At 36.1% G+C, this 12980-nt stretch carries 11 protein-coding genes; 6 read left to right on the top strand and 5 right to left on the bottom strand.

Translation table 11 applies throughout. The features are described 5' to 3' along the window. Positions 1 to 56 precede the first annotated feature (56 nt). Both OLM61_RS09165 and OLM61_RS09160 read left to right on the top strand, forming a co-directional pair. Positions 57 to 764 (top strand): ABC transporter ATP-binding protein, encoded by a 708-nt coding sequence (locus tag OLM61_RS09165; protein WP_264526052.1) that lies wholly within the window; start codon positions 57 to 59, stop codon positions 762 to 764. A 147-nt stretch (positions 765 to 911) separates the two neighbouring features. Next, on the top strand, positions 912 to 3341 hold the full coding sequence (locus OLM61_RS09160) for an ABC transporter permease (RefSeq protein ID WP_264526051.1): 2430 nt from the start codon (positions 912 to 914) through the stop codon (positions 3339 to 3341). Positions 3342 to 3401: 60 nt separating this feature from the next. Here the strand turns inward: OLM61_RS09160 and OLM61_RS09155 are convergent, their stop codons facing one another. Further along, positions 3402 to 5021, bottom strand: a complete 1620-nt coding sequence (locus tag OLM61_RS09155; protein ID WP_264526050.1) for a L,D-transpeptidase family protein — start codon at positions 5019 to 5021, stop codon at positions 3402 to 3404. Positions 5022 to 5439: 418 nt separating this feature from the next. On the opposite strand from OLM61_RS09155, the gene OLM61_RS09150 reads away from it, so the two are divergent. From OLM61_RS09150 to OLM61_RS09135, 4 genes are all read left to right on the top strand, one after another. Further along, positions 5440 to 6570 carry an Mrp/NBP35 family ATP-binding protein gene (locus OLM61_RS09150; protein WP_264526049.1) on the top strand — a complete coding sequence of 377 codons (1131 nt, stop codon included), beginning with the start codon at positions 5440 to 5442 and terminating at the stop codon, positions 6568 to 6570. Between the two features lie 89 nt (positions 6571 to 6659). Then, on the top strand, positions 6660 to 6899 hold the full coding sequence (locus OLM61_RS09145) for a NifU family protein (protein WP_026982674.1): 240 nt from the start codon (positions 6660 to 6662) through the stop codon (positions 6897 to 6899). A 216-nt stretch (positions 6900 to 7115) separates the two neighbouring features. Then, positions 7116 to 7598, top strand: a complete 483-nt coding sequence (locus OLM61_RS09140) for a hypothetical protein (RefSeq protein WP_264526048.1) — start codon at positions 7116 to 7118, stop codon at positions 7596 to 7598. A gap of 59 nt (positions 7599 to 7657) precedes the next feature. Further along, on the top strand, positions 7658 to 7975 hold the full coding sequence (locus tag OLM61_RS09135; RefSeq protein ID WP_026982672.1) for a 2Fe-2S iron-sulfur cluster-binding protein: 318 nt from the start codon (positions 7658 to 7660) through the stop codon (positions 7973 to 7975). Between the two features lie 91 nt (positions 7976 to 8066). Here OLM61_RS09135 and OLM61_RS09130 read toward each other — a convergent pair whose 3' ends face one another. From OLM61_RS09130 to OLM61_RS09115, 4 genes are all read right to left on the bottom strand, one after another. Next, complete coding sequence (locus tag OLM61_RS09130) at positions 8067 to 8570, bottom strand: SMI1/KNR4 family protein (RefSeq protein WP_264526047.1); 504 nt, start codon at positions 8568 to 8570, stop codon at positions 8067 to 8069. A 121-nt stretch (positions 8571 to 8691) separates the two neighbouring features. Beyond that, positions 8692 to 9681, bottom strand: a complete 990-nt coding sequence (locus OLM61_RS09125; RefSeq protein ID WP_264526046.1) for an aspartate-semialdehyde dehydrogenase — start codon at positions 9679 to 9681, stop codon at positions 8692 to 8694. A 165-nt stretch (positions 9682 to 9846) separates the two neighbouring features. Beyond that, complete coding sequence (gene mscL / locus OLM61_RS09120; RefSeq protein WP_264526045.1) at positions 9847 to 10260, bottom strand: large conductance mechanosensitive channel protein MscL; 414 nt, start codon at positions 10258 to 10260, stop codon at positions 9847 to 9849. A gap of 68 nt (positions 10261 to 10328) precedes the next feature. Then, complete coding sequence (locus OLM61_RS09115) at positions 10329 to 12800, bottom strand: bifunctional UDP-N-acetylmuramoyl-tripeptide:D-alanyl-D-alanine ligase/alanine racemase (protein ID WP_264526044.1); 2472 nt, start codon at positions 12798 to 12800, stop codon at positions 10329 to 10331. Positions 12801 to 12980: the final 180 nt, after the last annotated feature.

Below are 12980 nucleotides of genomic sequence, written 5' to 3'. Positions count from 1 at the left end.
AAGTTTCAATCATCAATCAAAAAATAGAATTAACAACAACTAAATTTTTAAAACTTATGATAACCATACAAAACCTAACCAAAGTTTTTAGAACAGAAGAAGTAGAAACAGCAGCTTTAAGCGGCATTTCTTTAGAGATAAAAAAAGGAGATTTTTTAACCATTATGGGACCTTCGGGTTGTGGAAAATCGACTTTACTGAATATCATCGGGCTTTTGGACAGTGCATCAGGCGGGAGCTACAAATTATTAGATCAGGAAATGATTGGTTTAAAAGAGAAAGGAAGAGCAAATGTCCGCAAAGAAAACATTGGTTTTATTTTCCAGAATTTCAACCTGATCGATGAGCTTTCGGTTTATGACAATATCGAATTGCCTTTGATTTACAATAATGTAAAAGCTTCAGAGAGAAAACAAAAGATTGAGGCTATTGCCGAGAAACTAAATATCTCACACCGCCTTAAACATTTCCCACAACAACTTTCGGGAGGACAACAACAAAGAGTTGCCGTGGCAAGAGCACTGGTAAACGATCCTAAGATTATCCTGGCCGATGAGCCAACCGGAAACTTAGATAGTAAAAATGGTAATGAGGTGATGGAACTTTTAACCGATTTACATGCTAAAGGAGCTACCATTTTAATGGTTACCCACTCTGATTATGACGCTTCATTTTCGCAAAAAACGATTCATATGAAAGACGGTGTAATATTTTCTGAAAAATTCAATCAGCGTAATGTTGATGTTTTTATGGACGCTAAATAAAAATAAAATGATCAAATTTATTGTAACCGCAATCATAATCCTGATGGGATTTGTTTGCAAAATACTATCAACTCTATAAAGCCTGACCAATAGCAAAACCTGTAAGACTATTTTAAGAGCTACCATAACAACTATAAAAAATACAATATGATTTTTAACTGGTTTAAAATATTTATATACCATTTGAAGCAAAACAAATTGTTTTCGTTTTTAAATGTCCTGGGATTAAGCATTGGAATCTCCGGAGTAATTTTCGCCATTTTGTACTGGAATAACGAAAATGCCTATGATCAATGGAATCCTGAAAAAGATAACGTCTATCAGGTTTTGAATAAAATTGGAGCAACAGGAGATACCTGGGCTTCCAGCAGTATTCCTTTCGGAAGAACCTGTAAAGCAACAATTCCCGAAATAGAATCGATCTGTTTTTTTAATTCCTGGTATAACAATGATATGATTAAATATCAGGGGCAAAAATTCTTTCACAAAAAAATTGCTGTTTCCGACAATGGCTTTTTTGATATGTTTCCGCTACCTATCGTAAAAGGAGCCAAAACCAATATCCTGAAAGAGAAAAACAGTGTGGCGTTATCAGAAGAAACCGCAAAATTACTTTTTAAGAATGAAGACCCAATTGGCAAATCAATCACCTATAATTACAAAGATTACACGGTAAAATCGGTTTATAAAATCATAGCGCCTTCAGCTTTTGAACCCAATTACGTTTTTAGCGGAGTTGCCCGTGATGGCGACGAGCAAAGTTGGGGTAACTTTAATTATGGCTTAATGATTAAAGTTAAAAAAGGAACTGATATTGCAACTGTTTTAAAGAAAATACAAAATGTAGATTACGTTAACCGAACTTTGAAAGATGCAAAAGCCAACGGACAGACTCCGGAGCAATATGTAAAAGAAAATGGACAGACAACTGTAATATTAGATAAATTAAGCGATACCCGTTTGCACGGTACAAAATCGTCACAGGGAGCAAATCTTCCGGAAGGAAAAGGAAATCTGCAATTGCTTTATATTATGGTCGGTCTTTCTATTTTGATTCTGGCGCTTTCTTTGGTGAACTATATCAATTTAGCAACAGCTTCAGCAATAAAACGCGCTAAAGAAGTTGGTGTTCGTAAAATTGTGGGAGCCACTAAAAAGCAGATCGTCCTTCAGTTTATTTTCGAAACCGCGATAATAGTAGTTTTAGCCATTATTTTTGCTCTGGCAATTGTAGAACTTTCTCTGCCGTACTACAATACTTTTTTGAAAAAATCCCTGACTATGAATGGCAGTGAATTTTACCTTCAGCTCCTTTTTATATTTGGATTAGTAATCGTTCTTGCAGGTGTTTTTCCTGCCGTTTACATCTCAAATTTCGAAACGCTTAAGGTTTTAAAAGGAAACTTCTCCAGAAGTAAAAGTGGTATCTGGATTCGAAATTCGATGCTTATTTTCCAGTTTGGTATTGCTGCTTTTTTTATTATTGGTGCTTTAATCGTGAATTCACAGGTAAGCTATATGATGAATAAGGATCTTGGTTTTAGTGGAGATCAGGTCATCAAAATTCCTTTTAATTATCAGGAATACGACAAGAAATTCCTTAAATATCAAACCACCAAACAAGAACTTTTAAAAATGCCGGGGGTTACCGATGTATCCACCTTTGCCGGTTCTTTTGGAAATAGCACCAACTCCAGTTCAGGATTTACACACAATAGTATTTTTGTACAATCCCGAAATGTCGAAATGGATTTTGGCTTTCTGGATATGATGAAAATAAAAATTGTTCAGGGACGTGATTTGTCTCCAAAATTTGCTTCGGATACCATTGATAACTGGCTGGTCAACGAAACTCTTGTTAAAACCTTAGGAATTAAAAATCCTATTAATACGGTTATAACATCGGGTTGGGGAAATGAAAAAGGAAACCTGAAATTTAAAATTGTTGGTGTTGTAAAGGATTTTCACATCACAGGATTACAGGACAAAGTACCACCAATGGTTTTTATCAATCTTAAAACTTTAAAGTGGAATAACTATGATAATATTTATGTGAAAGTTTCTCCTAATAATTTAGATCAAACCCTATCAAAACTAGACAAATTCTGGGCGAAAAACATCAATCAGGATTATCCTTTTGAATATGAATTTGTCAATAAAGGCTTTGCCCGAACCTATCAGGAACAGGTAAAACAGAAAAACCTCTTTTTCATTTTAAATCTTGTGGTCATCATCATCGCCATTTTCGGATTGTTTGCTTTGGCTTCTTTCTCGATGGAACGTAGATTGAAAGAAATCGCCATTCGAAAAACATTAGGAGCAGAAACAGATGCTTTACTAAAAGAACTATCCAGACAATATGTTGGCTTTTGTTTACTAGGATTTGTAATTGGCATCATTCCGGCATATATTTTGCTACAGAAATGGCTGGAAAACTTTGCCTTCCGAATTGGAGTATCAATAATTCCATTTAGTATCGCTTTGGCCTCTCTGCTGGCTTTAACACTTATGATTGTGTTAGCCAAAGCCTATCAGGTAACCAAGATCGATATCTTAAAATATTTAAAATACGAATAAACTTGTAGACCATTTTTTTTTAAAACCCGCCCAATCATCACGATCGGGCGGGTTTCTTTTTTATTTTGAAACAACAGAATCTGAATACAGTAACTTATCTAATTGTTTATCCCTGTCATAAACATCCGGATAAAAACCAATTTCTCCGTCATCAGTTACCCAGGCTGTAAAATACCCTATGTAAATCGGGATTTTGGTTTTCAGCATGCAGGTAGTTTCTTTTTCACCGCTCATGGCCTTATCTATTTTATCGACAGGCCAGTCCGGATTATCCTTTAAAATGGCAAGAGCCAGATTTTTTGCTTCTTTAACATTGATGCAGCCATGACTGAAAATACGTTTTTCAAAATCGAATAAGCTTTTGGCCGGAGTATCATGCAGGTAAATGTCATTTGGGTTTGGAAACATGAATTTAACCAGTCCGAGTGAGTTTTTAGGTCCCGGTTTTTGTCTTACGTTTCCTCCGTTCCATTCCATATTATGATCTGCCAGATAATTTTTATCTTCTGCCATTTTTAATTTCAGCTCATTTTTAATGATACTCTGCGGCACATACCAATACGGACTAAATACAATTCGATCCATATTACCGCTAAAGATCACCGTTTCGGTCATTCGGGTTCCCACAAAAACATCTGAAACAAGTTCGTATTTACCATTTTTTACATAAATCAGCCTAAAAGACGGGATGTTAACCATTACATACTCATTGGCCTTTGCTAATGCGGTCGGAATCCATCGGCATCGTTCCATATTTAACATGATGGTTTTAATGCGATTCCCAATTGGTTCATTCATTTGGTTAATGTGATCGCGGGTGATCGCATAATTCAATTTCAGTCCGTATCTTTTTTTATACTTTAAAACTCCGGCCATCATCTCTTCATCGTATACCGCTCTTTTAGAATCTTGTGGCAAATCGCCCACCACAAACAAACGCTGTCTGATTTGTTTGACCGCAACACCACTATCAAACGGCTTTAAGTCTTTATAATTTATGCTGTCGATATCAATTTTTGTCCATTGATTGTTTTTCTCAATGTTTCGGTATCTTTTCAACACCGCTCTAAGCTTGTAATATTGCCCAAATAAAAGAGTCTCGTCTTTGTTTAAACGGTCGGGATCTACCATAAGCGAGTCTAGTATTTTAGAATACGAAATGCTTTTGGCCGGAAGGAACCATCCTATTTTTTTTAGTGTCGCGGGATCAACTCCTGAATAAACATTGCTTGCATAAAACACATACATATTAGACAGCAAAAGCTCGGTGTCGATTTGAGGAAGATCATTCGTTACGTTCTCGTTAAAAACATCATCTACCAAATTCATATAAGGCATCGTAGCCTTAATTCCCTGCTCGTTGAGTAATCGAACCTTATGATACAGCAGCGCTCCAAACTCGCTCACGCTCTTATCATCGTACCAGATCGTCTTAAATTCCTTTTTCTTATACAGATCCAAAACGTCATTTTGGTATTTTTTCAGGTTGGGATATTTTTTATAAAACTGGCCGATTGCTTCTGCATCAACAATAGCTTTAAAGAAATACCTGTTGGATGCAAAAACATTCTCAAGCTCCCTGACTTTATGCTTTACATGGCTTTCTTTAGCAGAAGATTCAAAAGAAAACAGCAAAAAACTAACGGTAATGATTACAGATAAAGAAGTAAAATTTCGCATATTTTTCAGATTTAAATTTTAGAAAATAAACTTTATTCAAAAAATACCGAAAACCTATAATTTACCCAAAGGCAAGTTTTCAGATACTTTTTAGAATATTTAAAAATCGCAAATTTAGGGCACTCAAATATAGCTAAGATTATTGACATTTTAACGATCTTATTCTTAATTTTTTATCTGTTTCCAGGTACTGTTTTTTACATTTTTTTGCCTGTAAATACAATATGATCCATCCTTTTTTTCGTTCCGAAATCAAAAACAGTTCCTAAGAATCATTTTGAGCAATCTCAATATCAATAAATACAATTTAAAAAGGGTTTGAATCCGAACATAATCTGTTATCTTTGCAGTCTGAAATCAGTTTAAATAAATACAATACTTTAAATCGGTTTCAATCAATCGAAAATAGTCCATTAAAATGAAATTAGACAGAAAAGAAATTCTTAAAGCTCTAGAAACAATTACTATAGCGGGAGAAGGAAAAAATATGGTTGAAAGCGGCGCTGTTGCCAACGTCATTACTTTTGGTGATGAAGTTGTTGTTGATTTGGTGTTGCATACACCGGCAATGCATATCAAAAAAAGAGCTGAAGATGATATCAAAAAAACAATTCATGAATTGGTATCTCCTGAAGCAAAAATCAAAGTAAATATTAAAGTAGAAACTCCGGAGAAAAACGAAATTAAAGGTCGTGCTATCCCTGGAATCAAAAATATTATTGCGGTTGCTTCCGGTAAGGGAGGAGTTGGAAAATCAACTGTTACTGCAAACCTTGCTGTAACACTTGCCAAAATGGGCTTTTCGGTTGGGGTTCTTGATGCCGATATCTACGGACCATCAATGCCAATCATGTTTGATGTTGAAAACGAAAAACCGGTTTCGATTACTGTTGATGGAAAATCAAAAATGAAGCCTATTGAGAGTTATGAAATTAAAATACTTTCTATTGGTTTCTTTACAGCTCCAAGTCAGGCTGTGATCTGGAGAGGTCCGATGGCTGCAAAAGCGTTGAACCAAATGATTTTTGATGCCGATTGGGGAGAATTAGATTTTATGCTAATCGATTTGCCTCCGGGAACCGGAGACATCCACCTTTCGATCATGCAATCGTTACCAATTACAGGAGCTGTGGTAGTAAGTACGCCTCAGGCAGTGGCTTTGGCTGATGCTAAAAAAGGAGTAGCGATGTTCATGCAGGACAACATTAATGTACCTGTTTTGGGAATCATCGAGAACATGGCTTATTTTACACCGGCAGAATTACCTGACAATAAATATTATATCTTTGGACAAGAAGGAGCAAAAAATCTTGCCGAAGACTTAAATGTTCCTTTTTTAGGAGAAGTTCCAATTGTACAATCTATTCGTGAAGCTGGTGATTACGGTCGTCCGGCTGCTTTGCAAACTGCTTCGGCAATCGAAACTGTTTTTGAAGAAATCACCCGAAATGTTGTACAGGAAACTGTAAACAGAAACGATAGCTTACCTGCAACCGAAGCCATAAAAATTACGACTATGGCAGGCTGTTCAGCAGTAAAAAAGAATTAATATAATGAGATAATGAGAAAATTAGATAATTAGATAATTGTTTACACTATCTAATTATCTAATTGACAAATTTTCTAATTGATAAAATTATGACAACAGAAGAATTAACAAGCAACGTATTATTGGCTCTTGACGAGATCAGACCTTTTTTAAATTCTGACGGAGGAGACATTACGCTTATTTCGATAGACGATGACAAACATGTTAAAGTTCGTCTTGAAGGAGCATGTATTAGCTGCAGTGTAAATCAGATGACCCTAAAAGCGGGAGTTGAGACAACTATAAAAAAATATGCACCACAAATAGAAACTGTGGTGAATATAATGTAATAAAAACGCGATTTTTCTCAGCAGATCGATTTTGTCGATTTAACAAGAATAATAGCGCTTTGCATGGTTTGATTTGCAATTTCACAAAAAAATAGCATTATTTAAACGAGTTATTACATAATTAGCAAAAAATAATACAAATATTTAAGAGTTTTAGTTAAGGTATTGTGACATATTTATTTAAATTTGTCACATAACCCTTAAATCTTAAATTTTATGAAGAAGTATTACGCTCTTTTTTTATTATTATTTTGTGTTTCTGTAAACTATGCGCAACAAACCACTCAGACGCTAGTTGTTGATAAAGCCTGGCTAAATGAATCTGAAGAATGGTCGGATTTTAAATACGCCGGTCAGATCGTATTTTCGACTAACGCGAATGATGAAGAAGGAAGTCTTAGAATAGGAAACTATGATTTTCTGTTCGACATTTGTGGTGGAAAAGCAAAATTCTCCAACAAAGCGACTTATAGTGTTGCACAATTCTCACACCCGAGAAAAATATCTGTTACAACAGACAAACAAGGCGTGATGAATTCGACCTACGAAGGTACTTTAGTTTTTCAATCTGATAAAGACTACTATTCCGTAATTGCAATAGTTACCATACTGGAGAAAAACGGAAATACACTTGGTGTAAAAATGCACCTTAAAGAAGGCAGCAAAAAAGAATACGCATTTAGTATCAAAAACAGTTAATATAATTAAGGATTTTTTCACGTTATAAAATCCGAATCAGTAAAATTCCACTAATTAAAATGGATGTATTAATAAAGATTAAAGATCGAGAAGGAGTTATACACGAGTTACAAGCTCCAACTGATATGGCAATGAACATAATGGAGTTGTGCAAAGCATACGAGCTTCCTGTTGAAGGAACCTGTGGCGGAATGGCCATGTGTGCTTCCTGCCAATGTTATGTTTTAAATGATGTTGCGTTACCAGAAATGGGGGATGAAGAAGAAGCCATGCTGTCGGAAGCATTTTATGTTAAATCAAATAGCCGCTTAGGTTGTCAGATTCCAATTACTACTGAATTAGAAGGTCTGGAATTAGAACTAGCCCCGGAATATTAAAACACAAAAAAAAAGCGAGAACTAAAATTCTCGCTTTTTTTATGCTGTTACCTTAACAAACCCGACAGGTTTTGAAAACCAGGTTTACTTTTTATTCTTTGATACTATTCGGATTAAAAGGCTCAAATTCTCTTTCAGAAAATGCTTCTGTGAGGATTCCTGACGAACACAGCCAGGTTATGGTCTCTTCAAGCGTATTCCCTGCTTTATAGATCATTTCGCTATGCCTTGGCAGAATAAAGTATTCGCTTTTTAAAAGAATAATCTCGTCACCATCATAGGTATCCCCAATTCTGACAGAATTCAGCACTTCCTCTTTAGTAAGCACCTCTTTTCCTTCGTCCCAGAACCAATACTCTGTGATACGGCTTTTCCATCCTTCCAACGTTAGTACAATCGTTTCAGGAAGATAAATCCTTACGTAAGTTCCGCCCAGGATTCCGCTCCCAAATTCTGAAACGTATGCTTTGTAATCTTCATCGAAAGTAATATTTAAGGTTTTCTCACAAGCCAGAATCTCTTCTTCATCGGCCACGAACAAATCGGTTTTATTGGTCTTGTAATTGGGTATTATTTTATAATTATCGAAGTTCATATCATTGCTATTTATAGTAGCTAATTTATGGTTTTTAATTGAAATTTATGCATCAAAAAAACCGCAACTGCAGTGCTGCAATTACGGTTTTCTCTCTATAACAATTTTATTTAATCTCTGTTTATACCAAACCGGCTGCAATTAAATATTCAGCGATTTGAATGGTGTTGGTTGCAGCTCCTTTTCTCAGGTTATCGGCAACAATCCATAGGTTCAATGTATTTGGCTGGCTTTCGTCACGACGAATTCTACCCACAAAAACATCATTTTTACCTTCGGCATACAATGGCATTGGATAGGTAAAAGTATCTAAATTATCCTGTACTACTACTCCATCAGTATTGTGCAGAATTTCACGAACTTCGTTTACATCGAAGTCATTCGTAAACTCAACATTTACTGCCTCGCTATGTCCGCCAACAACCGGTACACGAACTGCAGTAGCCGTTACTCTGATGGTGTTGTCTCCAAGAATCTTTTGAGTCTCGCGAACCAATTTCATCTCTTCTTTAGTGTATCCGTTTTCTTCAAAACTGTCGCAATGTGGAATAGCATTTCTGTGAATTGGATATTTGTAAGCCAATTCTCCCTGAACTCCTGCGTACTCATTTTCCAACTGTCTTACCGCTTTTACTCCAGTTCCGGTGATCGACTGATAAGTAGAAACGATAATTCTTTTAATATTGTATTTTCTGTGCAATGGAGCCAATGTCAACACCATTTGAATGGTTGAACAGTTTGGGTTTGCAATAATTTTATCTTCTTTGGTTAAAGTCGAAGCATTGATTTCCGGAACTACTAATTTCTTAGTTGGGTCCATTCTCCATGCCGATGAGTTATCAATAACAGTTGTTCCGGCTGCAGCAAATTTTGGTGCCCATTCCAGTGAAGTTTCCCCTCCGGCTGAAAAAACCGCAATATCAGCTTTCATATCAACTGCTGTTTGCAATCCTACCACTTTATATTTTGTTCCTTTATATTCGATTTCTTTTCCTACTGATTTCTCAGAAGCTACAGGAATTAACTCGGTAACAGGAAAATTTCTTTCTGCTAAAACTCTAAGCATTACTTCGCCAACCATACCAGTGGCACCTACAACGGCTATTCTCATTTTTATATTTTTAGTATGAATTAATCTATTTCGTTATGCAAAAGTATACATAATAAAAGTCAAAACAACGCTCTTCACAAAAAATAACAAAATGTTACAAAACAAACAAAAACAAAAAAACCGCCCCAATTAAGGAACGGTTAAGTTAGACTTAGTGTAGCGGAATTATTTTTTAAGCAAATCTCTAATTTGCGTAAGTAGCTCTTCTTGAGTTGGTCCGGCAGGTGCCGCAACCACAGGTTCTTTTTTCTTCGCTTTTTCAGCAGCTCTCAGTACAACAAATACAAAAAACGATATAATTACAAAATTAATTATCGCCTGAACTAAATTTCCATACGTAATTACTGCAGCCCCGGCAGCTTTAGCAGCAGCCAAATTTGGATACGCATTGCCATCCAGTGTAACAAATTTTTGAGTAAAATCAATTCCTCCTGTAAGTAAACCAACAACTGGCATAATAATATCGTCTACAGCAGAACCCACTATTTTTCCAAATGCACCACCAATAACGACAGCTGTCGCTAAACTAAGCACATCACCTTTTAGCAAAGAAGCTTTAAAATCTGCAAAAAATCCCATAATCGATTATTTTAGTTTATACTTAATTGATCTCGAAAATACATAATTTTCCTGACAATTTGTTAAGATTATCTAAAAAACACTCTTTTTACACGTTGCGAGATGCTGGTCATGATTTCGTAGGGTATTGTTTTTAAGGCTGTTGCCATTTCGACAACCGTCGGATTTTCTCCAAAAATGATTACTGAATCTCCTTCTTTACAATCAATCTCGCTTACATCTACCATGAGCATGTCCATACAAACGCTTCCTAAAATGAATGCTTTTTGATTCTTAATCATCACATAACCTACCTGATTGCCCCATAAACGCGAAATTCCGTCTGCATAACCAATAGGAATTGTAGCGACTTTGGTTTCTTTCTGTGCCATAAAACGGCGTCCGTAACCCACGCTGTCTCCTGTCGGAATTGTTCGCACCTGAGAAATAATCGATTTTAAAGTTCCCACATTTTCGAGGTACTTCTGCTCAGCCGGATCGTTGGATACACCATACAAACCAATGCCCAAACGCACCATATTGTATTGTGCATCCGGAAAGTTACTTATCCCGGAAGTGTTCAGAATATGACGAATAGGGTTAATATTTAAGGCTGTAATTAATTTTACCGACAAGGTCTCAAACAAACGAATCTGAGATCTCACAAAATCAAAATGTTTTTCCTCATCACTGGTGGCCAAATGCGACAGCACACTTTTTACTTTTACGGTCGAATTTCCTCTCAGGGTTTCAATTAATTCGTTTAAAGTATCTTCTTCAAAACCCAGACGGTGCATTCCGGTATCCAGTTTGATGTGAATCGGAAAGTCTTTTAAATTCTTTTCTCTTGCAATTTTCAAAAAGGCTTTTAGTCCCTTAACACTATAAATTTCGGGTTCTAAATGGTATTGTATGATCGAAGGAAAGCTGGTCGATTCTGGATTCAGAACCATGATTGGCAATTTTATTCCGCCGTTTTTAAGTGAAATCCCTTCATCGGCAAATGCCACTCCCAAATAATCTACCTTGTGATGTTCGAGCAATTTGCCAATTTCCAATCCTCCGTTTCCATAACCAAAGGCCTTGACCATGACCATTAGCTTCACACCGGAAGCTAATTTTGATTTATAATAATTGAGATTATGACTAATCGAATTCAGGTTAATCTCCAGTATCGTTTCATGGGTTTTCTCTTCCAGCAAGGACACAATTTCTTCAAACTGAAACGATCTCGCTCCTTTGATTAAGATGGTTTCATTTTCAAAGTTCAGACTTTCAATTTGCGCAATAAATTCGGCTGTATTCTGAAAAGTGGTACAATTCGAAAATTTAGGCGCAAAGGAAGAAATGGTTGCTCCGATGGCTATAACGCGGTTTATTTTATTGTCTGCAATTAACTGTGCTACTTTTGTGTACAGCTCTTCATTAGAAAATCCACTTTGAAAAATATCCGACAGTATAACCGTTTTTGAAGCGTTTTTTTTCTGCTGGCTTTCTAAAAAGTCCAATGCAATTTTTAGCGACTGAAAGTCTGAACTGTAACTGTCGTCGATAATACTGCAATTGTTGATTCCGTTTTTAACCTCAAGACGCATTTGTACCGGATACAAATTTTGAAATCGGTTTTGAATGGTTTCCGCATCGTACTTCAGGTAAAGCATAACCAACAAACAGGAGATTGCATTTTCGATGGAGGCCGAATCACTAAATGGAATTTCCAAATCGAAAATTTCATTCCCGTAACGGGCCTGAATACTCGTTGTTTCGTCTTCATTCACCCGTTTTACCACAAAAACATCTGCAGATTCCTCGGTAAAACTCCATGAAAAAAGTACTCTTTCGGGTAAAACATAGTCCTGATTTAACTTCGCCAGACAGGCATCTACAAGTTTATTGTTCTGATAGATGATAACGGCCGAATTCTTAAACAGCAGTAATTTTTGATCGATTTTTTCTTCCAGATTTTCAAAGCCCTCATCATGTGCCGAACCAATGCTCGTTAAAACTCCAATATTGGGTTTAATGATTCTTTCGAGTTTCTCCATTTCATTAACCGTCGATATTCCGGCTTCGAAAATACCCAGATTATGTTTTTCATTAATGGCAATTACTGACAATGGAACCCCCACCTGAGAGTTGTAACTTTTAGGGCTTCGGATAATATTATAGTCGGGACTCAAAAGGAAATTCAGCCATTCCTTTACGATCGTTTTACCGTTACTTCCGGTCAATCCGATAATAGGAAAGGTAAACAGCTTGCGATAATAACCCGCAAATTCCTGTAAAGCCTGCAACGTATTTTTGACTACCAAAAAACTAGCTTTGCCTTTTACATTCTCCGGAATATACTGTACCACAAAATTCTGAACTCCTTTGTCTATAAGTTCTTCTATATACAAATGAGCATCATTATTAACCCCTGACAAGGCAATAAACAAAGTTTTAGAACCGTTTTGTAAAGAACGGCTGTCGATCGAAATGTGATCAACGAAAACATCAGAATCTGGACCCATCCATTCGGCTTCGAGAACCGGAATCAGGCTTTTTATATTTATGCTCATTAAGATTTTCTTTTTGTCAAATTTAAAAAAAGGTTTGTCAGCAAAATCACAAATTTTCACTAATTATTTGTGGTGATTTTTGTTACAGCCTACTAAAAAAAGTTTGCCACGAATGGCACGAATTAGTACTAATTCTTTGTGTGTTTTTGCTACGAATTGCACAAATTTTCGCTAATTCTT

Origin of the sequence: Flavobacterium sp. N502536, from assembly GCF_025947345.1 — a bacterium.
Classification (GTDB): domain Bacteria; phylum Bacteroidota; class Bacteroidia; order Flavobacteriales; family Flavobacteriaceae; genus Flavobacterium.
The sequence above is the reverse complement of the archived record's forward strand: the minus strand, read 5'-3'. Positions and strand labels throughout refer to the sequence as shown.

Excerpts from the sequence above, each read along its gene's own strand:
- OLM61_RS09165 (WP_264526052.1), top strand. The coding sequence starts at position 57 with ATGATAACCATACAAAACCTAACCAAAGTTTTTAGAACAGAAGAAGTA.
- OLM61_RS09160 (WP_264526051.1), top strand. The coding sequence starts at position 912 with ATGATTTTTAACTGGTTTAAAATATTTATATACCATTTGAAGCAAAAC.
- OLM61_RS09155 (WP_264526050.1), bottom strand. The coding sequence starts at position 5,021 with ATGCGAAATTTTACTTCTTTATCTGTAATCATTACCGTTAGTTTTTTG.
- OLM61_RS09150 (WP_264526049.1), top strand. The coding sequence starts at position 5,440 with ATGAAATTAGACAGAAAAGAAATTCTTAAAGCTCTAGAAACAATTACT.
- OLM61_RS09145 (WP_026982674.1), top strand. The coding sequence starts at position 6,660 with ATGACAACAGAAGAATTAACAAGCAACGTATTATTGGCTCTTGACGAG.
- OLM61_RS09140 (WP_264526048.1), top strand. The coding sequence starts at position 7,116 with ATGAAGAAGTATTACGCTCTTTTTTTATTATTATTTTGTGTTTCTGTA.
- OLM61_RS09135 (WP_026982672.1), top strand. The coding sequence starts at position 7,658 with ATGGATGTATTAATAAAGATTAAAGATCGAGAAGGAGTTATACACGAG.
- OLM61_RS09130 (WP_264526047.1), bottom strand. The coding sequence starts at position 8,570 with ATGAACTTCGATAATTATAAAATAATACCCAATTACAAGACCAATAAA.
- OLM61_RS09125 (WP_264526046.1), bottom strand. The coding sequence starts at position 9,681 with ATGAGAATAGCCGTTGTAGGTGCCACTGGTATGGTTGGCGAAGTAATG.
- mscL (WP_264526045.1), bottom strand. The coding sequence starts at position 10,260 with ATGGGATTTTTTGCAGATTTTAAAGCTTCTTTGCTAAAAGGTGATGTG.
- OLM61_RS09115 (WP_264526044.1), bottom strand. The coding sequence starts at position 12,800 with ATGAGCATAAATATAAAAAGCCTGATTCCGGTTCTCGAAGCCGAATGG.